The sequence below is a fragment of the Dactylosporangium maewongense genome, assembly GCF_039531485.1.
Lineage (GTDB): Bacteria > Actinomycetota > Actinomycetes > Mycobacteriales > Micromonosporaceae > Dactylosporangium > Dactylosporangium maewongense.
Window position 1 is genome coordinate 96,365 of the sequence record NZ_BAAAQD010000009.1, and the last position, 24,485, is coordinate 120,849.

The 24,485-nt window shown below is 71.6% G+C and carries 16 protein-coding genes; 7 read left to right on the forward strand and 9 right to left on the reverse strand.

Annotation, left to right across the window (positions count from 1 at the left end; genetic code table 11):
- Positions 1-2: 2 nt before the first annotated feature.
- Positions 3-902 (reverse strand): ADP-ribosylglycohydrolase family protein, encoded by a 900-nt coding sequence (locus tag ABD332_RS23135; protein ID WP_344504138.1) that lies wholly within the window; start codon positions 900-902, stop codon positions 3-5.
- Between the two features lie 134 nt (positions 903-1,036).
- Here ABD332_RS23135 and ABD332_RS23140 point away from each other — a divergent pair, with 134 nt between their 5' ends.
- The gene (locus ABD332_RS23140) at positions 1,037-1,720 is read left to right on the forward strand and encodes a class I SAM-dependent methyltransferase (RefSeq protein ID WP_344504139.1); all 684 of its coding nucleotides are present in this window, start codon (positions 1,037-1,039) and stop codon (positions 1,718-1,720) included.
- Here ABD332_RS23140 and ABD332_RS23145 read toward each other — a convergent pair.
- The 3 genes from ABD332_RS23145 to ABD332_RS23155 all read right to left on the reverse strand — a co-directional run bounded on the left by ABD332_RS23145 (position 1,698) and on the right by ABD332_RS23155 (position 7,636).
- On the reverse strand, positions 1,698-1,964 hold the full coding sequence (locus ABD332_RS23145; RefSeq protein WP_344504140.1) for a hypothetical protein: 267 nt from the start codon (positions 1,962-1,964) through the stop codon (positions 1,698-1,700). The genes ABD332_RS23140 and ABD332_RS23145 overlap by 23 nt on opposite strands.
- Positions 1,965-2,081: 117 nt before the next feature.
- Entirely contained in the window at positions 2,082-5,387 is a 3,306-nt protein-coding gene (locus ABD332_RS23150; RefSeq protein ID WP_344504141.1) for a 3-keto-alpha-glucoside-1,2-lyase-like domain-containing protein, read from the reverse strand.
- A gap of 194 nt (positions 5,388-5,581) precedes the next feature.
- Positions 5,582-7,636 (reverse strand): carbohydrate-binding module family 20 domain-containing protein, encoded by a 2,055-nt coding sequence (locus ABD332_RS23155; RefSeq protein ID WP_344504142.1) that lies wholly within the window; start codon positions 7,634-7,636, stop codon positions 5,582-5,584.
- 286 nt (positions 7,637-7,922) lie between these two features.
- On the opposite strand from ABD332_RS23155, the gene ABD332_RS23160 reads away from it, so the two are divergent.
- Positions 7,923-10,865 (forward strand): carbohydrate binding domain-containing protein, encoded by a 2,943-nt coding sequence (locus ABD332_RS23160; protein WP_344504143.1) that lies wholly within the window; start codon positions 7,923-7,925, stop codon positions 10,863-10,865.
- Positions 10,866-10,882: 17 nt separating this feature from the next.
- Positions 10,883-12,982: a carbohydrate-binding module family 20 domain-containing protein gene (locus ABD332_RS23165; RefSeq protein WP_344504144.1), complete on the forward strand. Its 2,100-nt coding sequence runs from the start codon at positions 10,883-10,885 to the stop codon at positions 12,980-12,982.
- A gap of 29 nt (positions 12,983-13,011) precedes the next feature.
- Here the strand turns inward: ABD332_RS23165 and ABD332_RS23170 are convergent, their stop codons facing one another.
- The 5 genes from ABD332_RS23170 to ABD332_RS23190 form a co-directional block, all read right to left on the reverse strand.
- Entirely contained in the window at positions 13,012-13,551 is a 540-nt protein-coding gene (locus ABD332_RS23170; protein ID WP_344504145.1) for a hypothetical protein, read from the reverse strand.
- Between the two features lie 100 nt (positions 13,552-13,651).
- Positions 13,652-15,277, reverse strand: a complete 1,626-nt coding sequence (locus ABD332_RS23175) for an insulinase family protein (RefSeq protein WP_344504146.1) — start codon at positions 15,275-15,277, stop codon at positions 13,652-13,654.
- Between the two features lie 4 nt (positions 15,278-15,281).
- Entirely contained in the window at positions 15,282-16,223 is a 942-nt protein-coding gene (locus ABD332_RS23180) for a hypothetical protein (protein ID WP_344504147.1), read from the reverse strand.
- A gap of 54 nt (positions 16,224-16,277) precedes the next feature.
- Entirely contained in the window at positions 16,278-17,816 is a 1,539-nt protein-coding gene (locus ABD332_RS23185) for a glycoside hydrolase family 13 protein (RefSeq protein ID WP_344504148.1), read from the reverse strand.
- A 49-nt stretch (positions 17,817-17,865) separates the two neighbouring features.
- Positions 17,866-18,897, reverse strand: a complete 1,032-nt coding sequence (locus ABD332_RS23190; RefSeq protein ID WP_425552276.1) for a LacI family DNA-binding transcriptional regulator — start codon at positions 18,895-18,897, stop codon at positions 17,866-17,868.
- A 212-nt stretch (positions 18,898-19,109) separates the two neighbouring features.
- On the opposite strand from ABD332_RS23190, the gene ABD332_RS23195 reads away from it, so the two are divergent.
- Genes ABD332_RS23195 through ABD332_RS23210 form a run of 4 tightly spaced genes read left to right on the forward strand, consistent with a single transcriptional unit; the run spans position 19,110 to position 24,467 of the window.
- A complete protein-coding gene (locus tag ABD332_RS23195) occupies positions 19,110-20,363 on the forward strand; it encodes a sugar ABC transporter substrate-binding protein (protein WP_344504150.1) in 1,254 nt (417 codons plus the stop codon).
- A gap of 2 nt (positions 20,364-20,365) precedes the next feature.
- Positions 20,366-21,895: an ABC transporter permease subunit gene (locus ABD332_RS23200; RefSeq protein WP_344504151.1), complete on the forward strand. Its 1,530-nt coding sequence runs from the start codon at positions 20,366-20,368 to the stop codon at positions 21,893-21,895.
- Complete coding sequence (locus tag ABD332_RS23205) at positions 21,892-22,737, forward strand: sugar ABC transporter permease (RefSeq protein WP_344504152.1); 846 nt, start codon at positions 21,892-21,894, stop codon at positions 22,735-22,737. The genes ABD332_RS23200 and ABD332_RS23205 overlap by 4 nt, the downstream gene beginning before the upstream one ends.
- Positions 22,734-24,467, forward strand: a complete 1,734-nt coding sequence (locus tag ABD332_RS23210; protein ID WP_344504153.1) for a glycoside hydrolase family 13 protein — start codon at positions 22,734-22,736, stop codon at positions 24,465-24,467. The genes ABD332_RS23205 and ABD332_RS23210 overlap by 4 nt, the downstream gene beginning before the upstream one ends.
- The last annotated feature ends 18 nt before the right edge of the window (positions 24,468-24,485 follow it).

A 24,485-nucleotide genomic window follows, 5' to 3' on the forward strand; every position in this document is an offset into this window, starting at 1 on the left:
CCTCAGGGTGCCGCGACCCAGCCCGGCAGCTGCTCGCGGTGGGTGAGCCAGTCCTTCGGGATGCCGTCGCGGCCGACCGCCGCGGCGACGACACCGCCGGTGATCGCGGCCGTCGTGTCGACGTCGCCGCCGGCCTCAACGCACGCGAGGATCGCCGCGCGGTAGTCGGCGAGGTGGGTCGCGGCGGCCCACAGCGCGAACGGCACCGTGTCCTGCGCGAGCACCTGCGAGCCGTTGCCCAGGACGTACGCGGCCTCCGCCACGCCCGCGCCCTCGTCGACGAGCCGGCGGGCCCGCTCCAGGCCGCTCTTGACCTGGCTGTCCACCTGGTACGCGAGCACCGCGTCGAACAGCTCGCCGGGCTCCAGCGGCGCGTCGACGAGCCGCCCCCAGCCCGCCTCGGCGGCCGCGACGGCGACGGCGACCGCGCCGAGGATGCCTTCGCTGTGCGCGTGGGTGACCTCGGCGCTGCGCATCGCGTCGAGCGCGGCGCTGCGCGAGTCCCCGGCGTGGAACGCCCCGAGCGGCGCGACCCGCATCGCGGCGCCGTTGCCCATCGAGCCGAGGCCGTCGAACGCGTCCCGGGCCGCCTCCCGCCACGGCACGCCGTCGCGGATCCGGTGCAGGACGACGACGGCGCCGCCGCCGTAGCCGCGGTACGGCTCGTACCGGCGGGAGAACGCCGACGCGAGCCTGTCCCGGTCGATGCGCCCGTGCACCGCGAGCTCGTCGACGATCGAGCAGGCCATCTCCGTGTCGTCGGTCCACGGCCAGGCGCCGGGCGGCTCGGCGGCCTCGGTGATGTGGGACAGCGTGGTGCCCGGCACGAAGAACTGGGCGCCGACCGCGTCGCCGACGGACAACCCGTCGAGGCTTTCGTAACAGAGGTCGAGTGAGGTCATGTCGCGGGCAATCATGCTGTCACCAGCTGCCCCACCGCAAGCGGCGGGTCCCGCGCGGGGGGTTCCCACCCCGCGGGCCCCCCATGCGCCGCAAGCGGCGCACGACAACCGTCTGCGCATGGCATGGTTGCCTGATGTCCGAGGTCACCGCCGACGGCCGCCCCGTCGGTCTCTACGCGGTGCTGCCCGACGGCGGCGAACCGGCCTTCGTCCACACCAAGGTCCCGCCGGGCGCGGCGATCCTGGACCTCAGCCACGCCGGCGGGCGCTTCGCGAACGGCCTCACCGGACTGGGTCACGAGGTGGTGGTCGTCGACGACTCGCCGGGCATGCTGGCCCAGGTCCGCGACGCCCGCACCGTGCAGGCGAACCTCGGCGGCCTGGACCTCGGCGAGCGCTTCCCCGTGGTGCTGGCGGCGACCACCCGCGTCAACGCCGCAGACGTCACGCTGCGCGACGAGCTGCTCGCCGCGTGCCGCCGGCACGTCACCCCCGATGGCCTGGTCGTGCTGCGCTGGCTGCCGCCGTCGTGGTTCGACACGGCGGTGCGGTTCACCGGCCGGCTCGGCCCGCTCGAGGTCACGTTCGAGATCGAGTCCTTCGACGGCACGGTCCTGGACGGTCACAACACCTACCGCCGCGGCGGCACCACCTGGGAGCTGCGTAACTCGCTCCGCCGCCTCAGCAACGCCGACATGCGCGCCGCCCTCCTCGCCACCGGGCTGCGCTTCGACCGGCACCTGCGCGGCGGCCGCCAGTTCTTCTCCGCCGTGCCGGTCCTCTCCGCCGTGCCCGTCAGCGGCCCGCCAGGGGCTTGAGCGTCCGGATGACGGCGGCTGCGTCCGTACCGGCGAAGAACGCGGCATCGGCGGCCTCGACGACCTCGATCGCGCGCTGGGCGACCTCGGCGCCCCGGTCCGTGACCCGCAGCCGCCTCGCCCGCGTGTCGGCGGGGTCGACGGCGCGCTCGATGAGGCCCTTCTCCTCCAGCTTGTAGCGCTCGGGGTCGAACCACTGCGCGCCGGTGAGATCGTGCCGCCTCGTCACCGCCAAGCTGGCCACGAGGTCTCCGGTATTCAGGTTTGCCTGGTCGCTGACCCACCTACCGGAGACCTCGTTTCCTATCTATCACCGACACGCAGCCAACCAGGTCGACGACTTACCAGACACGCCCTTGCCCTACGCGGGCTCGATCCAGATGTTGCGGTAGCGGACGTTGGCGCCGGGGTCGTTGTGGTCCTGCAGGCGGATCGGCAGCGCGGCCGCGGACTCGGCGGCCCCGTTGCCGGTCGGGCCGTCGACCGCCACGTCGTTGTGGACGACGACGCCGTTCCACACGACGGTGACGCGGGCGTTCTCCGTCTTCGTCGCGCCGTTCCAGCGGGCGGCGCGGAACGTGACGTCGTAGGTCTGCCACGTCTCCGGTGCCGTCGCCGGGTTGCTGTCCGGTGCCCGCTTCAGGTAGATCGCGCCGCACTCGTTGGTGGCGAGGGTGGCCTTGCCGTACGTGTCGAGCACCTGCAGCTCGTAGCGGTCCTGCAGGTAGATGCCGCTGTTGCCGCGCGCCTGGCCGGTCACCTCGGGCGGCAGGTTCGGCAGCCAGAACTCCACGTGCAGCTTGAAGTCGCCGTAGGTCTGCTTGGTGCGCAGGTCACCGCCGAGCACCTCCACCGATCCGCCGGACACGGGCCAGGTCGCCGCGCTGCCGTCGGACGCGGCGAACGCGTTGAGGTTGCCGCCGTCGAACAGCTGCACCCGGCTGACCCCGTTGTGCGTCCACACCTGCCGCGCGTCGCCGATCTGCAGGGCGGCGCCGCTGGCGTTGAGGAACCGGCCCGATTGCGGGTTGAGCAGTGCGCCGTCGGGCTGGGCCTGCCACACCTGGGCGCCGCTGCCGTTGCAGTTCCACAGCTGCACCGGGGTGCCGGCCGCGGTGTTGCCGCCGCTGACGTCCAGGCACCTGCCGAGGGCGCGCAGGGTGTCGCCGGTGCGGGTCCAGCTCTGCGCGGTCGTGCCGTTGCAGCCCCACAGCTGGACCTTGGTGCCGTTGGCGGTGTCGGCGTTGCTGACGTCGACGCACCGGCCGTCCGCGCCGGTGATGGTGCCGGTGCGGTCGCCGGGCGGCAGGCCGACGGTGAGGCTGTCGAGGTTCACGTGGCCGATGTCGCCGCTGTCCACCTTGTACGCGATCGTGTTGCCGCCGGCCCGCAGCGTCACCCGGTCCACCGCGTTGGCCCAGGTCTCCCAGTCGCCGGTGCTGGCGAGGCTGACCTGGCGGACCTTCGCGCCGTTGACGTAGAGGCTCACCGTCTTCGTCCCCGGCGACGGGTTGGGGCCGTTGCTGTAGCGCAGGTTGACGTCGTACGCGCCGGCCGTCTGCGTCGTGACGCTGAACGTGGTCGCCGCGCCGGCCGTACCGTAGCCGGCGACGAAACCCGACCCGGTGTATCCACTGTGGTCGGTCGCGACGTGCGCGCTGCCGCTCAGGCCGGCGTGCTCCGCCTCGAGCCGGCCCGGTTGCGCCAGGGTGCCGTCGACGAGGCTGTTCAGCGTGTACCACGCCTCCGTGCTCCACAGCGACGCCCCGGTGGTGGACGTGAAGGGGCGCGGGGAGCGCAGGTAGACGACCCGGCCGGGCTTGAGGCCGGCCAGCTGCAGCGTCACCTTGAGCCGGTCCGCGGACAGCGTGGCGGACGTGACCTGCAGCGTCTCCTCGTCGACCTTCGGGCCGCCGTACGCGAGGGTCGGGACGTAGCGCCACTGCTTGGCCACGTAGGAGGCCGCGGTCGCCGAGGACACCGGCTGGGTGTATTCGAGCTCGAAGCCGCCGGCGATCGCCCGCATCGCCTTGATCTCGAAGGCCGAGGCGCCGTTCGGGGTGAGCTTCTGCAGGCCGTAGGTGAGCTTGCCCTCCTGACCCCAGTTGCCGCCCGCGCCGAGCCCGCCGGCGTACAGCGCGCCGTCGGGGCCCTGGCTGAGCCGCAGCACGCCCATCTCCAGGCCCTGCGTGAGCCGGAAGACCGCGCCCTGGTACTCGCCGTTGACCTTCTCCAGGTACGCGCGCTGGATGCCGCCGTAGGTGACGTCGCCGAACAGCAGCTGGCCGGCGAACGGGCCGCTGGACAGCAGCAGCGGGGTGCTCGGGGAGTTGGCGATCTCGTTCTGCGGCAGCCACAGCACCGGGGCGGTCACCGGCTGGTTGTCGAACGGCCCGTCCGGGTTGGTGTAGTGGCCGAAGAACCGGTCCTGCTTGATGCGCACCAGCTTCGAGGCCGGCAGCCAGCCGCCCTGGTTGTCGGTGACGAAGATGTCGCCCTCCGGGCCCCAGCCGATGCCGTCGGGGGTGCGCAGGCCGCCGGCGACGTACTGCACCGCGCCCGTGCTGCGGTTGATCTTCAGGCTGGTGCCGCGGTTCGGCGATCCCTGCGGGTCGGTGGTCGCGCCGCCCTGGTTGATGGACACCGACAGGTTCAGGTAGAAGTAGCCGTCCTTGTACAGCAGCCCGAACGCGAACTCGTGGAAGTTGCCGTCGAACGGCCACGTCGCGACGGTGCGGTACTGGTCGATCTGGCCGTCGCCGTTGGTGTCGTTGAGCTCGGTCAGCTCGTGCTTCTGCGACACGTACAGCTTGCCGTCGACGTACTTGATGCCCATCGGCTCGCGCAGGCCGGTCGCGATCCTGGTGTAGGTCACCTGCGCGGGCGATGTGGCGCCGGTGACGCCGCTGAGCAGGTAGACCTCGCCGACGGTGGTGTTGCTGCCGCCCCAGGTCGTGATCGCCAGCCGCCCGTCGGGCAGCCAGTCCATGGCGCTCACCTGCGGCTGGAAGCCGTTCGGGCGGAGGTTGGTCAAGGTGTACCCGGGATGCACAGCGTTCAGCGGCAGCCCGTCGCCGGGGCTGTCGGCGGCCCCCTCGCACTCCTTGCGCCCGGGCGCGGTCACCCGCACGACCCCGGCGTCGGTGCTCAGCGCCGAGTTCGGCACGACCGTGAACCCAGACGCGCCCGGCGGCCGCCACTCGAGGGTCAGCTGCTGCCCGCCGGTCCGCTCGAAGTAGTCGATCCGGATCGCGTGGTAGCCGGTGCCGAGGGTGACGGTGCCGTCCATGGCGGTCGCCCCGTGCAGCCCGTCGTGGTTGATGACGGTCGCGCCGTCGACGAGCAGCCGGGAGCCGTCGTCGCTGGTGAGCCGGAAGATGTACGACCCGGCGGCGGTGACGTTGACGTTGCCCGTCACCTGCGCCTGGAACAGGTCCTCGAGACCGAAGTCGGCGGCCGTGCTCCAGTTGACCGTCGGCATGAGCTTGTCGATGTTCGGCGTCTGCCCGGTCTTGAGGGTGCAGATCGAGCTCAGCGGCGTCTGCACGTCGAAGACGCGCAGCGTGACGCCGGGTTCCTGCGGCGGGACGGCGGCGCGGGCCTGCGTCGCGGGCAGCAGGCCCGCGACCAGGACGGCGGCCGCCGCGCCGAGGACGGTTCTCCTCATCGAGCGCTCCAGAGGGTAGGAGTTGTCCGGCGGCACGGTGCGCCGCCCTGAGAACTCCCGCGCGCTCGCCGAAGGGCGACACGGGCACCGCGAGCCGCCACCTTGCGGTGACGGCCCTCGATGTGTCAGCCACGCTAGAAGACTTTTGCTCGAATGTCCATGACTTCTGTCGATCGGATCGAAAGTGCTGCCGGTCAGCGCCAGGTGTCGTTCAGGGCGATGCTGCCGCCCGACGGGGTGGCGACCGTGCGGTTCGGGTCGCTCTCCCAGGTGACGGTGCCGGCGGCGTCCTTGCGGATGTACTTGTACTCGACGACCGCCGAGCCCGGCAGGGTCACCTGGCCGGTCCACGTCGCGTCCGCCGCCTTCGTCAGCGGCACGGCGTTCGCCGGGTTCCACGAGCCGATGGAAGGCGCGGCGCCGACGAGGAACAGCTGCTGCCCCGGCTCCTCGGCGACGTGCAGCGTCACGTCACCCTGGACGGTGGCGCCGGCCTCCCAGCCGTCCGAGGTGGACAGCCAGCCGTCGGCGGGCACGGTCTCCGTGCGGTTGGGGCGGCTCTCCCAGGTGACCGTGCCGTCGGCGGCGAGCTTCACGTACTTGTACTCCAGCGCGGTGCCGGCCGGGACCTGGACCCGCGCGGTCCACTGTGGATAGCCGCTCGACGACAGCCGCACGCCGTTCGCGGGGTTCCAGGCGCCGAGGGCGGGGGCGTTGCCGACGAGGACGAGGCGTTCGCCCGGGGCGACCACCGCGTACGCGGAGAACGACACCGCCGCCGCGGGAGCCGCGACGGGCCGGGAGACGCGGTGCCGCACGTCGATCGCGAGGGTGCTCAGGCCGGGCACCGTCGTGGTCAGCGCGCCGCCCTTGCCGACGGTGACGGTCGGGCCCGTGCACCGGTCGCCGCGCACGGTGCCGCGGGTGACGTCGCAGTAGACGCCCGCCGGCAGGCCCGTGTCGAACGTGCGGGTGACGGCGGTGCTCTCCCGGTTGAGCACGATGTAGCCGCGGCCCTCGCGGGCGAAGGCGATCGCGTTGTCGCCGTCGCTCCACCAGTGGCTGACCGGCGCGGTGCCGGCGGCGTTGCGGAAGCCGACCAGGCCGGTGGTCGCGGTGTCCCGCTGCTGGCAGAGCCAGCCGCCGGGGCCGCTGGTGACCCCGCCGCAGCGCACGGCGCCCAGGTCGCCGGTGGCCGACGATCCCGGCGGCCCGGCGTCGGTGCTGGTGAACCCGTAGCTGGACAGCACGAGCGGGTGCCCGTAGGGCCACGCGAGGGAGAAGGCGTTGCCGAGCGCGAAGAGCGGCCCGTCCTTGTACGTGAGGGTCGCGCCGCTCTGGTCGCGCTCGGTGTCGTGGCTGTCGACGTAGACGACGGCGGTGGCGGAGGGGGAGAAGCCCCACGCCTCGCCGAACTGGTCGAGCCAGCTGAGCTTGCCGGATTTCACGACGCGGCTGATCTGCTGGCCGTACGCGTCCTCGATGACGTCGCCGACCGGCAGGTAGTCGGACTTCGGGATCGGGGCGTTGCCGAGGACCTCCTGGTAGAGGTACGCGGGCCGCTTCAGCTTGGCCTTGATGGCGGCGAGGTCGGCCGCCGGGACGTGCTTGGCGGCGTCGATGCGGAAGCCGTCGACGCCGAGGCGCAGCAGGCCGTTGAGGTAGCCGGCGATGTCGGTGCGCACGTCCTCCTGCTCGGTCGCGAGGTCGGACAGGCCGAGCAGCTCGCAGTGCTGGATCTCCCACGCGTCGTTCCAGTCGTGGATCCAGTCGTCGCCGTTGCGGCCGCAGTGGTGGAAGTCCGTGCTGTCGTACAGGCCGGGGTAGTCGTACTTGCCGAACCGGGTGCCGCCGCTGCCCACGCCGCCGGTGGTCTGGCCCGACATGTGGTTGATGACGGCGTCGACGTACACCTTGACCCCGGCGCGGTGGCAGGCCTCGACCATGCCGGCGAACTCGCGGGGGTTGCCGTAGCGGCTGTCGAGCTTGTAGCTGACCGGCTGGTACGCCTGCCACCACGGATACCCCTGCGCGGGTAACTCGACGTGCTCCTGGGGCGGGGTGACCTGCACGGCGGCGTAGCCGGCCGGGCCGAGGGTGGTGCGGCACTCGTGGGCGACGTCGCGCCACGGCCATTGGAAGAGGTGTGCGGTGACGTCGCCGCGGTCCGGGGACGCCGCCGCGGGCGGGGCACTGAGCCCGACGGCGGTCAGGGCGAGGACCGCCGCGAGCATGAGGGGACGCTTCACGAATACGCTCCACTGTAGGCGGCTTGCAGGAGTTGCAAGGTCTTGCAAGAGCGCCCTGATGCTAGCTTCCCGTAACGCGCCGGTAAAGACCTGTTGATCTTTGCAAGATGGCGTCGACGTTTCAGCAGCTCAGCCCGGATCTGTCCGGTGAGGAGTTGGTGATTTTTGCAAGAAGCTTGACATGTGTCAATCGGCCAGATCAGTCTTCCTCCACGCGCTGCCATGCCCCGCCAGGCTGTCACGTCGGTCGGTCCGCCGCCGCATCGATGCACGCAAGGAGCACCCCGTGTCCCGAAGAAGAGCCCTGCTGCTCGCCGTCCTGACGCTGCTGGCGTCCCTCCTCGTCGTCCCCGCCCTCGCCGCCGCGGGCACCACCGTCACCGTCTACTACAAGCCCGCCGCCGCCTGGACCACCATCAACATCCACTACGCGCCCAACGGCGGCGCGTGGACGGCCGTGCCGGGCGTGGCGATGACGCCGGCCTGCACCGGCTGGTACAGCAAGACCATCGACCTCGGGTCCGCCAACGGCCTGCAGGTCGTCTTCAACAACGGCGCCGGCACCTGGGACAACAACTCGGGCCGCAACTACGCCCTCGGCACCGGCGACGTCACGGTCGCCGGCGGCGTCGCGGGCACCGGCAACCCGTGCGGCGGCCAGCCGACGCCGACGACCCCGCCGCCGACCGGCAACACCGCCACCGTCTTCTACTCCACCGCCGGCAGGAACTGGCCGGTGGTGAACATCCACTACGCGCCGAACGGCGAGGCGTGGACCGCGGTGCCGGGCGTCGCGATGAACGAGGTCGCCTGCGCCGGCTGGGTGAAGAAGACCGTCGCGCTGGGCGCCGCCACCGGCATGCAGGCGGTGTTCAACAACGGATCCGGCACGTGGGACAACAACAACGGCGCCAACTACCGCATCGGCGCCGGCACGTCGAAGGTCGCCGGCGGGGTCGTCACCGGCGGCGCGACCGACCCGTGCGCGGCCGTCCCGCCCGACACGACCCCGCCGAGCGTCCCCGGCGGCGTCACCGCGACCGCCGACCACGTCACCGTCACGCTCGCCTGGACCGCCTCGACCGACGACCGCGGTGTCACCGGCTACCAGGTGACCCGCAACCCCGGCGCGACCGTGCTCACCACCGCCACCAACGGGTACATCGACGGCGGGCTCGCGCCGAGGACCAGCTACTCGTACACCGTGAAGGCCGTCGACGCCGCCGGCAACCTCTCCGGCGCGTCCAGCACCGTCACCGTCACGACCGGCGACGCGCCGCCGCTGCCCGCCGGCGGCTCCATGCTCGGCGGCGACCCGCGCAAGGAGAGCATCTACTTCGTGCTCACCGCCCGCTTCTACGACGGGGACGCCTCCAACGACAGGGGCGGCAGCCAGCACGTGAAGTCGGGCAACGCGGCCAACAACGACCCGATGTTCCGCGGCGACTTCAAGGGCCTCGTCGACAAGCTCGACTACATCAAGGGCCTCGGCTTCTCCGCGATCTGGATCACGCCGGTCGTGCTCAACCGGTCCGACTACGACTACCACGGCTACCACGGCTGGGACTTCTTCCGCGTCGACCCACGCCTCGAGTCGCCCGGCGCCAGCTACCAGAACCTCATCGACGCCGCGCACGCCAAGGGCCTGAAGATCTACCAGGACGTGGTCTACAACCACAGCTCCCGCTGGGGCGCCAAGGGCCTGTACGTGCCGACCGTGTGGGGCGCCCGGGACGGGCAGTGGGACTGGATGTACAGCGAGAAGGTCCCCGGCAAGACGTACAACCCGCTGGAGGAGAACGCGCTCGGCCGCGCCTACAACGGCGACCTGTGGTCCACCACCGCACCGGCCGGCAACACCTGCCCGAACTACGGGCAGACCAACGGCACGTTCAGCCCCGAAGGCTACGCCAACCACCACTGCCAGTGGCCGAGCCCGACGGCGAAGATGTTCCCCGCCGACCTGTACCACCAGTGCTGGATCGGCAACTGGGAAGGCGAGGACGCCCGCTCCTGCTGGCTGCACGACGACCTCGCCGACTTCAACACCGAGAACCCGGTCGTGCAGCAGTACCTCATCGACGCGTACAACTCCTACATCGACATGGGCGTCGACGGGTTCCGCATCGACACGGCCGTGCACATCCCGCGGGTCACCTGGAACCGGCGCTTCCTGCCGGCCCTCCAGCAGCACCTGGTCCAGAAGTACGGTGCCGCGAAGGCGAACGACTTCTACGTCTTCGGCGAGGTCGCCGCGTTCGTCAACGACAAGTGGAACCGCGGCTCCGTCAACCACTCCGCGCAGTTCTACACGTGGAAGGAGCGGCGCACCTACAGCGCGGACGACGCGACCGCGGCCCTGGAGCAGTTCAACTACGAGAACCTGCAGGGCACCGGCAACCAGCCGACGTCGACGAACGCGTTCCTGAACGGCAACCTCTACCACGCGCCGGACCACAGCCAGTTCTCCGGCATGAACATCATCGACATGCGGATGCACATGAACTTCGGTGACGCCGCCAACGCCTTCAACAACGGCAAGGACTCCGACGACAGCGTCAACGACGCCACGTACAACGCCGTGTACGTGGACTCGCACGACTACGGCCCCAACAAGTCCAGCACCCGCTACGCCGGCGGGACGGACGCGTGGGCCGAGAACATGGATCTCATGTGGACGTTCCGCGGCGTCCCGGTCCTCTACTACGGCTCGGAGGTCGAGTTCCAGGCCGGCAAGCAGATCGACTGCGGCCCGACGTGCCCCCTGGCGAACACCGGCCGGGCCTACTTCGGGTCCTATGTGGAGGGCACGGTCGTCGCCTCCGGCTACGGCACCGTCGCCAGCGCCAGCGGCCCGGTCGCCACGACGCTGAGCAAGCCGCTCGTGCAGCACGTCCAGCGACTCAACCAGATCCGCCGCGCGGTGCCGGCACTGCAGATGGGGCAGTACTCCACCGCGGGCGTCTCCGGCGGCATCGCGTACAAGCGCCGCTACACCGCCGGCAGCGTGGACAGCTTCGTCCTCGTCGCCATCTCCAGCACCGCCACCTTCACCGGCATCCCCAACGGCACCTACACCGACGCCGTCACCGGTGACGTGCAGACCGTCACTGGCGGCACCCTCACCGCCACCGTGACCGCCAAGGGCGCCATGCGCGTCTACGTGCTGTCGCTGCCCGGCAACCCCGCGCCGGGCCGGGTCGGCACCGCCGGCCCCTACCTCCGCTGAGCATTGGAGACACCCCTGTGAAGAAACGTGTCCTGAGTATCGGCGCGGTCGCGCTCGCCATGACCGGCGCGCTCGCCTACCCGCTGCTGTCCGCCGACCGTCAGGCCGACGCGTCCGTCGCCTCCGACGACGTCATCGCCAACCTGTGGCTGTGGCCGTGGACGTCCATCGCCACCGAGTGCACCAACGTCCTCGGCCCCGCCGGCTACGGCGCCGTGCAGGTCGCGCCGCCGGAGGACTCGATCAGCGTCGCCGGCCACCCGTGGTGGGACATCTACCAGCCGGCCGCCTACGACCTCAACAGCCGCATGGGCACCCGGGCCCAGTTCACGGCGATGGTCAACGCCTGCCACGCCGCGGGTGTCAAGGTGTACGTGGACGCCGTCATCAACCACATGACCGGCGCCAACCAGTCCTCGACGACCGCGTACGGGCCGGCGTCCTTCACCAACAACTACAGCTACCCGAGCGCCGGCTACGGGTACAACGACTTCCACCACAACCCGGGCGCCTGCCCCCAGGCGGACAACCAGATCCACGACTGGAACAACCAGACGGAGGTCTGGAACTGCCAGCTCGTCGGCCTCTCCGACCTGACCACCGAGACCGACTACGTCCGCACGAAGATCGCCGGCTACCTCAACGACCTGATCAGCGTCGGCGTCGACGGGTTCCGCATCGACGCGGCCAAGCACATGGCGCAGGCCGACCTCGCCGCCATCAAGGGCAAGCTGACGAACCAGAACGTGTACTGGGCGCAGGAGGTCATGCCCGGCGGCAGCGGCAACCTGTCGATGGCCGCCTACGAGGGCATCGGCGGGGTCCTGGAGTTCAACTACGCCACCAACCTGAAGAACCAGTTCACCGGCAGCATCGCGAACCTGCAGACGTTCGGGACCAGCTGGGGCCTGCGCCCGTCGGACAAGGCGACCGCGTTCGTGTCCAACCACGACACCGAACGCAACGGCTCCACCCTCAGCTACAAGAACGGCAGCACCGACACCCTCGCCACGGTCTTCATGCTGGCGTGGAACTACGGCACCCCGAACGTGATGAGCTCGTTCAGCTTCACCAACAACGACGCGTCCCCGCCCGCCGACGCCAACGGCTACGTCACCGGCGTCACCTGCGGCAGCGGCTGGGAGTGCCAGCACCGGCAGCGTTCCGTCCGCAACATGGTCGGCTTCCACAACGCCACCAAGGCCAGCACGACCGTCGGCAACTGGTGGAGCGACGGCTCCAACGCGATCGCCTTCTCCCGCGGCGCGCTCGGTTGGACGCTCATCAACAACGGCGGCGGGTCGGTCGCGTCCCGCACGTTCAGCACCGGCCTGCCGGCGGGCGTCTACTGCGACGTCATCCACGGCGACTACACCGCCTCCGCCGGCACGTGCAGCGGCCCGACGGTGACCGTCAACGGCTCCGGCCAGGCCACGGTCGGCGCGAACGCGAAGGACGCCGTGGCGCTGCACGTCAACGCCCGCGTCACCGGCGGCACCCCGTCGCCGACGCCGTCCACCTCGTCGCCGGTGCCGGCGGGCGTCGCGTTCACGGTGACCGGCGCGCCCACGGGCAACCCCGTCTACCTGGTCGGCTCGGTCGCGGAGCTCGGCTCCTGGAACACCGCCAACGCCATCCCCATGACCGCCTCGGGCTCCGCCTGGACGAAGACCGTGACGCTCCCGGCGGGCGCCGCGGTCGAGTACAAGTTCATCACCAAGACCAGCGCCGGCGCCGTCACCTGGGAGCCGGGCAGCAACCACACGTACACCGTGCCCGCGAACGGCACGGGCACCGTCAACACCACCTGGAACGGCTCCACGACCACGAACCCGGCGGTCACCTTCAACGCGACCGTCACCACCGTCCTCGGCCAGAACGTGTACGTGGTCGGCTCGATCCCCGCGCTGGGCTCGTGGAACACGGCGAACGCGATCGCCCTGTCCTCCGCGAACTACCCGGTCTGGTCCGGCACCGTCACGCTGCCGTCGAACACGGCGGTGGAGTACAAGTTCATCAAGAAGGACGGCGCCGGCAACGTCACCTGGGAGAGCGGCGCCAACCGCACCCTGAACACGGGCACCGCCAACCAGACCGTCAACGCCACCTGGAAGTAGTTCACCCCGCCGCAGCCCGGGTCCGCTGTTCAGCGGGCCCGGGCTCCGGCCTGCGTCCCAGGTTGGCCGGCGCCCTCGGACCTGGTCTTCCGGGGGCGGGTGAGCAGGGCGACGACCACGCTGCCACCGCCGCCGAACACGCCGGCGAGCAGGAGGACGTAGCCGGTGTTACGCCAGAAGTCCGCCCGGCTCGCGGGCGTGCCATCGACGTCGAACACCAGTGACGCGCCCTCGACACGCACGGGCTCGCCGCGGTACATCGTCACCCGCACCGCCTTGCCGACGTGGGTCTCGGGTTTGCCCCTGATCACGGCATCCACCGTGTAGTGCCGCCCCCAGACGTCGAGACCGGCGCGGGAGCCGGTCGCGTCGGTGACCGTGCCGTCGAACGCGAACCGGCACCGCGCCGGCGTGAAGGCCTGCTCCGCGGTGCACAGCGGCGCCGTGCGGATCCGCTCGTCGGCCGCCGAGAAGTGCCCGGCGACGCCCAGCAGGACCCCGCCGGTCACGCAGGCCAGGACGGTGACCGCGCACGCCTCGCGGAGCGACAGGAACGGCGCTTCCCACATGGGCCGATTCTGCCAGATCCGGCGGCCCGGCCCGGGTGTCGTGCCTGGTCGCCGCCCCGGTCCGGCCCTCAGCGCCGGGAGCGGATGCGGCGGACCAGCGTCACGCCGGCGGAAGCGGGCCGGTCGCCGGCGAGAACCTGCCGGTCGCCGGCGGGAGCACCCCGTCGGGCGGGAGCATCGTGATGGTCCGCGGGATGACGCCGGTCGCCGGCGGGCGCCCGCCGGTGGGGGCCGGGAACGTGCCGGTGGACGGCGGGAACGTGCCGGTGGCGGGTGCCGGCGACGGGCGGGGGATGTCGTCCGGGCTGCGGGCCGGCATGGGCAGGATGATCGACGGGTCCACGGACCGGTCGATGCGGGCGGTGGTGTCCGCGGGCGCGGCGAACAGCGCCGGCTCGACCAGCACCGCGATCCCGTCCAGGCCGATCAGCTGCCGCGCGCCGTCCGGCCACGCGTGCACCACCGCGCAGGAGCGGTAGCGGACCGTCGCCCGGCACTCGCCCTCGACGATGCTGACCCCGTCGGCGCCGAGGACGAGCGAAGCGCCGGAGCCGTCGAGCGCCCGGTACGTGTGCCCGGGGACCGCGTCCGTGGACGTCGTCGGCGCCGCCGCGAACCCGGCCCAGTCGGCGCGGCTGCCCGGCGGCACCTGCAGCAGCCCCGAGCCGAGGACCTGCAGGGCGGCGTCGTGCACGTCGGCGAGGGTCACGGCGTACAGCTGGCCGCGCAGCTGGTCGAGGGTGCGCAGCCGCGCGCCGGTGAGCAGGTCGGCGGCCAGGCCCGGCAGCCGGCCGGCGTGCGCGTCGGGGTGGCGCAGCGCCTCGTCGCGTTTCGCGCGGACCGCGTCGAGGTCGGTCTGGGAGATCCGGCCGACCCGGAACCCGGCGAGGACGTCGACGAAACCGCCGACGACCGCGCCCTGCTTCTCCGGCAGCGCGTCGGCGAACGCGGTGACCACCGCCATGCCGTCGCCGCGCGGGTCGTAGGAGGCGCTCGCCGCGTACGACAGGCCGCTCTCCTGCCGCAGCGACCGGAACAGCTCCCGCTCCAGCATCAGGGCGAACATCGAACCGGCCACGTGCCGGCGCATGACGCCGTCGAAGACGACGCCGCCGCCGGCGCCGGTGAAGTACACCGGTGTCGCCGGCAGGATCGTCGTGGCGACCGGCACCGGGCGGAGCGTCCCGGCCGGCAGGCGCAGCCGCAGGCCCGGCGGGATCCGGTCGCCGGAGATCCACAGCACGGCGTTCGCCTGGGTGAACCAGGCGTTCGCCCAGGCCCGCACGTCGTCGGGGCCGAGCCGGTCGATGCCCCACTCGGGGTAGCTGACCAGGCCGTAGTGCTGGGCGCCGTACCGCCACATCGGCAGCATCCGGTTGACGCCGCCGCGCCCGGCCGCCTCGGTGCGCAGGATCGCCTTCTCGGTCTCCAGCCGCTGCACCGGCAGGTCGGCGAGGGAGTCGCAGACCATCTCCAGGTACGTGACGATGTCGCGCTCGCTGCCCTGCATGTGGAAGTGCGTGACGACGCTGCCGGTGGCGCCGTTGTAGTGGTAGTCGGCGACGCCGTGCCGGTGCAGCGCGAGATGCTCGACGAGGTGCGTGATGCCGATGCGGGCGGCGCCCTCGTCGGCCAGGCCGACCCGGAAGGTCAGCCCGGCGGTCATCGGGCCGGAGCTCGGCGCGAGCAGCGTCGGGACGCCGTCGACGTCGGTGCGGTGCAGCACGGGATCAGCCTCTCGCCAGCGCGCGGTCACGGAGGTCGGCGTACGCGGTCCCGGGGTTGTCGAAGTACGACGCCCAGAGCGGGGTGCGCCGCCCGGCCAGGGCCCGGAAGTGCGGCGCCGCGGCGGCGTGGTCGCCGATGAGGGAGAACAGCATCGCGAAGTAGTCGTGCGCGGTGTGGAACCGGTAGCCGCCCTGGAACGCGGGGTGCCGGACGGTCTGGTCGGCGACCTGGTGGATCTGCGCGACGACGGCCGGGGCGCGCAGGAGCGCGGTGCCCTCGGCGTCGGAGTCGGAGGCATGGAACCGCTCCATGTGCCCGGCGAGGACCGTCAGCAGCCCGAGCGACCCGGCCGGGGCGGTGCGCAGCAGCTCGGCGCCGAACTCGGACACCTTCTCCCACGAGCCGCCCCACTTCGGCTGCAGCTGCTGCACGAGGTGGTATCCGGCGATGTACGCGAATGGGTGGTGCGCGCTCAGCCGGTCGTAGCGCCGGCGGGCCTCGTCGTGGCCGAGCGAGATGCCCCGGCAGATGATCATCCGCTCGAGCCACGCGTAGCCCGCCCGCGGCTCGCGGGCGGTGACGTCGATGAGGATCTGCTCGGCCCGGTTGAGGTGCTCGTAGAAGCCCGCCCACTGCTGCCGCGTGACGCTGCGGGCCCAGCCGGTCCCGCGGATCTTCCACCCGCGCAGCACGGTGCGGACCCCGAGGATCGTGTGCGCCAGCGCCCAGGCCGGGTCGCCGTACGGCACCCGCTCGAGGACCTGGTCGTCGAGCTTGTCCTCGATCTGGCCGCACGCCACCGCGAGGTCGTCGAGCGACCGCAGCCCGCCGAGGAACGCCGCCACGGCGGGCCAGTCACCCCGGCCGGCGTCGGTGGCGAGACGGCGCAGCTCGGTGAAGAGGTCAACCGGCTGGCTCTCCGGCACCGGCATGTGAAACGGCACGGCGGGCAGCATATGCGACCCGCCGTGCCCCGGATGCCCCCTGACGGGACGGTTCTACCGCAGCCAGACCGCCGTGTCGGGCGGCAGCGTCCCGTCAGGCAGGTCGCCGCTGGCAAGGACGACGGAGCCCGCCGGGACCGCGACGGCGGCGCCGGACAGGTTGACCACGCAGCGGACGCCGCCGCGGCTGAAGTCCAGGACGTCGGCGGGGGAGTCGTGCCAGGTCAGCGGGCCGGTGAAGGTGCGGCGCAGGCGCAGGGCCGTGCGGTACAGCTCCAGGAACGACGACGGCACGCCATGCTGGGACGAGGCGGCCAGGGACGCCCAGTCGGGCTGCGGCAGCCACGAGCGGCCGGTCGTCGAGAAGCCGTACGCCGGCAGGGAAGCGTCCCACGGCAGCGGGACGCGGCAGCCGTCGCGGCCGGGGTCGGTGCCGCCGGAGCGGTGCCACACGGGGTCCTGGCGGGCGTCGTCGGGCAGGTCCAGGACCTCCGGCAGGCCGAGCTCCTCGCCCTGGTACAGGTAGGCCGCGCCCGGCAGGGCCAGCATGAGCAGCGCCGCGGCGCGGGCGATGCCGGGCGAGCCGAAGCGGGTCACGTGGCGGGCCTTGTCGTGGTTGGACAGGACCCACGTGGTGGGGGCGCCGACGCTGTCCGCGGCCTCGACGCAGGCGTCGATCGTGGCGCGCAGCTGCGCGGCGGACCACGGCGCGGCGAGGAAGTCGAAGTTGAAGGCCTGGTGCAGCTCGTCGGGGGCGACGTAGCGGGCCAGCCGCAGCGGGGTGGACGCCCACGCCTCGGCGACGGCCATCCGGTCGCCGGGGTAGGAGTCGAGGATCTTCCGCCAGGCGCGGTAGATCTCGTGCACGCCGTCCTGGTCGAAGTACGGCAGCGGCTCCCGGCCGAGCAGCCCGATCTGCTGCGGGTGCCCGACGGACGGCAGGCCGGCCGCCTTCACCATGCCGTGAGCGACGTCGATGCGGAAGCCGTCGACGCCGCGGTCCAGCCAGAACCGCAGTACCGACTCGAACTCCGCGCGGACGTCGGCGTTGTCCCAGTTGAGGTCGGGCTGGCCGGGGTCGAACAGGTGCAGGTACCACTCGCCGTCGGCGGTGCGGGTCCAGGCCCGGCCGCCGAAGATGGACTCCCAGTCGTTCGGGGGCTCCTCCGGCGACGAGGAGGAGGACGGCCGGAAGATGTACCGGTCGCGCTCCAGCGACCCGGGTCCGGCGGCGAGCGCCGAGGTGAACCACGGGTGCTGCGACGACGTGTGGTTGGGCACGATGTCGACGATGACGCGGATGTCCAGGGCGTGCGCCGCGGCGAGCATCGCGTCGAAGTCCGCCAGGGAGCCGAAGAGCGGGTCCACGTCGCGGTAGTCGGCGACGTCGTAGCCGCCGTCGACCATCGGCGAGCGGTAGAACGGCGTCAGCCAGATCGCGTCGACGCCGAGGTCGCGCAGGTACGGCAGGCGCTCCCGCAGCCCGATGAGGTCGCCCTCGCCGTCGCCGTTGCCGTCGGCGAAGCTGCGGACGTAGATCTCGTAGATGACGGCGGTGCGCCACCAGTTGGAAGGCACGTCGGAAGAAGGCACGGTGAAGGGTCCCTTGCGATGAAAGGCGAAAGAGGGGAGAGAAGGACCGTCAGCGGGCGACGATGCCCGTCGAGCCGCGGACCACGAGCTCCGGGTTGAAGAGGAACTCCGAGTGCGGGGTCGGCTGCCCGTTGATGGTGTCGACGAGGGCGCGCACGGCGGCGTTGGACATCGCCCGGACCGGCTGCCGCAGGGTCGTCAGCGGCGGGTCGGTGAAGGCGATGAGCAGCGAGTCGTCGTAGCCGACGACGGAGACGTCCTTCGGCACCGACAGGCCGCGGGCGCGGGCGGCGCGGATCGCGCCGAGCGCCATGAGGTCCGAGCCGCAGACGAGGCCGGTCGCGCCGCGCGCGATGAGCCGGTCGGCGGCCGCGGCGCCGCCCTCGACGCCGAAGAGGGACAGCTCGACCATCTCGTCGAGGCCGTGGCGCTGCATCGCCGTGCGGTATCCGGTGAGCTTGCGCTGCACCGGCGAGAACCGGTCGGGGCCCGAGATGAGGCCGATGCGGGTGTGGCCGAGCGATGCGAGGTGGTCGACCGCCGTCTGGCTGGCGAGCCGGTCGTCGCAGGAGATGCAGGGCGCGTCGAGGCCCGCGACGTGCCCGGTGATCATCACGATCGGCAGGGGCCGGTCGATCAGCTTGCGGTAGCGGTCGTGGTCCGCGGTGGTGTCGGCGTGCAGGCCGGAGATGAAGATGATCCCGGCGACGGACCGGTCCAGCAGCATCTCGACGTACTCGTCCTCGGTGACACCGCCCGGGGTCTGCGTGCACAGCACGGGTGTGAAGCCGTGCTGCGCGAGGGCCGACTCGATGATCTGGGCGAAGAGCGGGAAGATGGGGTTCTCCAGCTCCGGCGTGACCAGCCCGACGAGGCCCGCGCTGCGCTTGCGCAACCGCTCCGGGCGCTCGTAGCCGAGCACGTCGAGCGCGGTGAGGACGGCCTGCCGCGTGTCCGCGCTGACGCCGGCGCGGTTGTTGAGCACGCGGGACACCGTCGCCTCGCTGACCTCCGCCTGCCGGGCGATGTCAGCGAGCCGGGCACGGGGTGGCTCGGTGGACATAGGCCGACTGTAAAGCATCGAACCGGTGTTTGTGAAAGGTCGATGCAAGGTCTTTCATTCGACGCAAGGTCTTGCTAGCGTTCGGCCACGACGCGCGGGTGCTGTTGGAATCGCGACCCGGCACCCGCCCGTCACACCCCGCTCAGGCGCATTCCCCGTGGCTCCTTCCAGGAGACCGCGCACCACACCCTGCACACCCCGCTTTCCCTGTCCGAACAGGAGATTCCCCCATGCGCATCCGCATCACGGGTGTCGTCACCCTTGCGGCTCTGTCGTTGGCACTTACCGGCTGCGGCAAGAGCGACGGCGACAAGGCCAGCTCCGCAAACGCTTCCAAGGCGGCCGGCGGCACCCTCACCATCTGGGCCGACGACCAGCGGTCCGCGGCCCTGAAGCCGTTCGCCGAGAAGTTCGGCAAGGACAACGGCGTCACCGTCCAGGTCCAGGCGGTCTCCAAGGACCTGCAGACCAACTTCGTGACCGCGTCGCAGTCGGGCAAGGGCCCGGACATCGTCGTCGGCGCGCACGACTGGATCGGCAACCTGGTCCAGAACGGCGCGATCGACCCGGTGCAGCTGCCGGACGCGCAGAAGTCGGCGTTCGCCGAGGTCGCGATCAAGGCCGTCACGTTCAACGGCCAGCTGTACGGCGTCCCCTACGCGATCGAGAACCTCGCCCTGATCCGCAACACCGACCTGGCGCCGACCGCGCCCGCGTCGATCGAGGACCTCGTCAAGGCCGGCCAGACGCTGAAGACGGCCGGCAAGGTCACCAACATCATGTCGCTGCAGGTCGGCACCAACGGCGACGCGTACCACGCGTACCCGCTGTACGCGTCCGCCGGCGGCTACCTGTTCGGGCAGAAGGCGAACGGCGACTACGACCCCGCCGACCTGGGCGTGGACAAGCCGGCCTCGATCGAGGCGTTCAAGAAGATCGCCGCGCTCGGCGAGAAGGGCAGCGGCGCGCTGACCCGCTCCATCACCGGTGACAACGCCATCCCCACGTTCACCGGCGGCAAGACCGCGTTCCTCATCTCCGGCCCGTGGGCGGTCGCCGACATCAAGAAGGCCGGCGTCAAGTACGACATCACCCCGATCCCGGCATTCGCCGGCGGCAAGCCCGCCCAGCCGTTCGTCGGCGTGCAGGCGTTCTACGTCGCCAGCAAGGGCAAGAGCAAGGCTCTGGCGAACGAGTTCATCACCAACTACCTGACCAAGCCCGACCTGCAGGTCGCGCTGTACCAGGCCAACCCGCGCCCGCCGGCGCTCGTCGCCGCGCTCGACCAGGTCAAGGGCAGCGACCCCGACATCCAGAAGTGGCTCGACGCCGGCAAGGGCGGCGCCGTGCTCCCCGCGATCCCGGCCATGGCCGCGGTGTGGGACCCGTTCGGCAAGGCCGAGGCCGCGATCGTCGGCGGCGCCGACGTGCAGTCGACGCTGACCGCCGCGGGCAAGGCCATCGCCGAAGCGATCAACAAGTAACCATGACGACGACCCAGCGGGGAGGCGGCTCGCTCGCCGGCCCCACCATCAAGATCGCCCTGCTCGGCGCCGGGCTGGCGTTGGCGATCGCGGCCGCCCTCCCGCTGGTCGACGCCCACGCCTGGGGCTGGCTCGCGGTGCTCGCCGCGACCACCGCGCTGCTGTTCTACGTCTACCTGACCCCGCGGCACATCGCCGCCAAGTACCTGGTGCCCGGCACCGTCTTCCTGCTCGCGTTCCAGGCGCTGCCGGTGCTCTACACCGCGAGCACGGCGTTCACCAACTACGGCGACGGGCACCGCGGCAGCAAGGCCGACGCGATCGCCGCCGTGCAGGGCGCGTCGGTGAAGCAGGTCCCGGGCTCCATGGAGTACGACCTCGCCGTCGCCACCCGGGAGGGCGCCATCGTCTTCCTGCTGGTCGACAAGACCGGCGCGACGTTCGTCGGCGACGGCACCGGCCTGCACCCGGCGCGGTTCACCGTCGAGGGCGGCCGCATCGTCGAGGCCGACGGCTACACGCTGCTGACGCTCGGCGAGGCCAACCTCCGCAACGACGACATCCTCGCGTTCAGCGTGCCGACCGGCGAGGGCGCCGTCCGCGCGTCCGGCCTGACCCGCGCGTACAACGGCCAGGCGACCCAGTTCTACGACGGCGGCTGCGACTGCGTCACCGACCGCGGCAGCGGCAAGCAGTGGAAGGCCGACGGCGAGTCCGGCAGCTTCGTCGCCGCCGACGGCGAACGGCTCCCGCAGGGCTGGAAGGTGTCGGTCGGGTTCAGCAACTTCACCCGGGTCCTCACCGACTCCCGCATCTCCGGCCACTTCCTTGGCACCCTGCTGTGGAACTTCGCGTTCGCGATCGGGTCCGTGCTCGTCACGTTCGGGCTCGGCCTCGGCTGCGCCCTGGCGCTCAACGCCGACCGGCTGCGCGGCCGCAGCGTGTACCGCGTGCTGCTGGTGCTGCCGTACGCGATGCCCGGGTTCGCGATGCTGCTCGTCTGGCGGGACATGTTCAACCAGCAGTTCGGGCTCATCAACCGGTTCTTCGGCCTCGACGTCGACTGGTTCGGCCAGCCGTGGACGGCGCGGATGGCGGTCATCCTCGTGCAGCTGTGGATGGGGTACCCGTACATGTTCCTCGTCGCCACCGGCGCGCTGCAGGCCATCCCGAAGGAGATGACGGAGGCCGCCACCATCGACGGCGCCTCGGTGCTGCAACGCTTCCGCCAGGTGACCCTGCCGCTGCTGCTGGTCGCGCTGACGCCGCTGCTGATCGCCTCGTTCGCGTTCAACTTCAACAACTTCAACGCGATCTACCTGACCACCGAGGGCGGCCCGTTCCCGCCCGACGACTCCACCGTGGGCGCGACCGACCTGCTCATCACCTACACGTACCGGCTGGCGTTCGGCGGCTCCGGCGCGCAGTTCGGCTTCGCCGCGGCGATCTCGGTCTACATCTTCGCCATCGTGGCCGTCGTGTCGCTGATCGGCTTCCGGCGCAGCCGCAAGCAGGAAGAGGTCTACTCATGACCAAGTGGATGCGCAGGATCGGCTGGCGGCACGCCGTCGGGATCGCCGCCCTGGTGTTCTCGCTCTTCCCGATCGTGTTCGTGGTGTCCGCGGCGTTCAACCCGGTCGGGTCGCTGAGCTCCACCGAGCTGTACCCGACCGGGGCCAGCACAACGAACTTCACGGACCTGTTCGGCAAGACCGCCTTCGGCCGCTGGTACGTCAACTCCGTCGTCATCGCCAGCATCGCCGCCGCGACGGCCGTGTTTCTGTCGGTCCTCGCCGCCTACGCGTTCTCCCGCATGCGCTTCGCCGGCCGGCGGGTCGGGCTGATGGCGCTGCTGCTCATCCAGATGTTCCCGCAGTTCCTCGCGGTGGTCACCATCTACCTGATCTTCGCCGAGATCGGTGACTTCTACCCGGCGTTCGGCCTGGACACCCCGTGGGGGCTGATGCTGCTGTACCTCGGCGGCGCGCTCGGCGTGAACACCTGGCTGATGAAGGGGTTCCTCGACACCGTCCCGCGGGAGCTGGACGAGTCGGCGGTCATGGACGGCGCCACCCACGCGCAGACGTTCTTCCGCATCACGCTGCCGCTGATCGCGCCGATCCTCGCGGTCACCGCGCTGCTCGGCTTCATCGGCACCATCAACGAGGTCCTCCTCGCCAACACCTTCCTGCGCTCCGACGACTCCAAGACCCTCGCCGTCGGCCTGTACGGGCTGATCGCCGGGCAGCGCAACGCGAACTTCGGCATGTTCTGCGCCGGGTCGCTGCTGACCGCGATCCCGACGGTGCTCGTCTTCCAGTCGTTGCAGCGGTACATCGTGTCGGGCCTGACCGCGGGTGCGGTGAAAGGATGACGATGATCCACCACGACGGCTCCGAGCTGCACGTCCCGGACCAGTCCCCGGCGCCCGGCAGCGACGTCGAGGTCTTCCTGCGCACGTCGCCCGGCGTGCAGCAGGTGCACGTCCGGTCCGTCCTGGACGGCGAGCCACGCTTCAGCGACGCCGTCGCCGAGCGCCGCGGCGACGAGCTGTGGTGGCGGGCCACGATCCCCGTGCACAACCCCGTCACGCCCTACCGGTTCCTGGTCGACGGAAACTGGTTCACCGCGACCGGTCTTGCGGGCCACGAGGTCGCGGACACGACGGACTTCAGGCTGGTGGCGCACCCCGCGCCGCCGGCCTGGATCCGCGACGCCGTCATCTACCAGATCTTCCCGGACCGGTTCGCCCGCTCGGCCGCGTACGCCGAGCGCGCCCTGCCCCCGTGGGCGGTGCCGTGCGGCTGGGACGCCCCGGTCGTCGGCCGCGGCGAGCTCACCAGCCGGCAGATCTACGGCGGCGACCTCGACGGCATCGCCGGCCGCCTGGACCACATCCAGTCTCTCGGCGCCGACACCGTCTACCTGACCCCGTTCTTCCCAGCCGGCTCCAACCACCGCTACGACGCGTCGACGTTCGACACCGTCGACCCGCTGCTCGGCGGCGACGCGGCGCTCGCCCGGCTCGCCGACGCGCTGCACGCCCGCGGGATGCGGCTCGTCGGCGACATCACCACCAACCACACCGGCGACGCCCACGAATGGTTCCACGACCCGGCGGCCCGGGACCGCTACTACCACGCTGACGACGGCACCTACGCCGCGTGGTACGGGGTGCCGAGCCTGCCGAAGCTCAACTGGAACTCCACCGGGCTGCGCAAGGCGTTCGTCGACCCGTTGCAGCGCTGGCTGGAGCACCTCGACGGCTGGCGGGTGGACGTGGCCAACATGACCGGCCGGCACGGCACCGACGACCTCACCCACGAGGTGTCGCGGCTCGTCGCCCGCGCGGTGCGCGACGTGCGGCCCGACGCGATGCTCGTCGCGGAGCACGCCCACGGCGCGGGCGGCGACCTCGACCTCGGCGGCTGGCAGGGCACCATGAACTACGCCGGCTTCACCCGTCCACTGTGGACCTGGCTGCGCGGGCCGGACCTGGCGCTGCCGGACTTCCTCGGCGTCCCGGGCGGCGTGCCGACCCGAGGCGGCGACGCCGTCGTCACGGCGATGCGCGCCGTCTCGGCGAGCATGTCGTGGCGGTCGTGGACGCACTCCTGGACGGCGCTGAGCACCCATGACACGCCGCGCGTGCGGACCGTCGTCGGTGACGCCGGCCGGGTCGAGGTGGCCGCCGGTCTCCTCGCGACCCTGCCGGGCGTGCCGATGCTCTTCGCCGGCGACGAGATCGGCCTCACCGGCGCGTGGGGCGAGGAGTCCCGGCAGCCGATGCCGTGGCACGACGAGGCGGGCTGGGACCACACCACCCTGGCCCGCTACCGGGCGCTGCTCGGGCTGCGCCGCGCCCACCCCGCGCTGCGGCACGGCGGGATGCGGGTCGAGCACGCCGACGCCGACACCATCGCGTTCTGGCGGGAGACCGCGTCGGAGCGCCTGCTGGTCTTCGCCCGCCGGGCGTCCGGCCCGCCGGTGGACCTGCCCCTCGCCGGTGCGGTCAACGTCTACGGCGGCGCCGCCGAGGCCCCGGCCGACGGGCCGACCTTCCAGGTATGGCAATTCATGGCAACACCGATTGACCGAACGTGATGCCTTCCCTTCACTGAC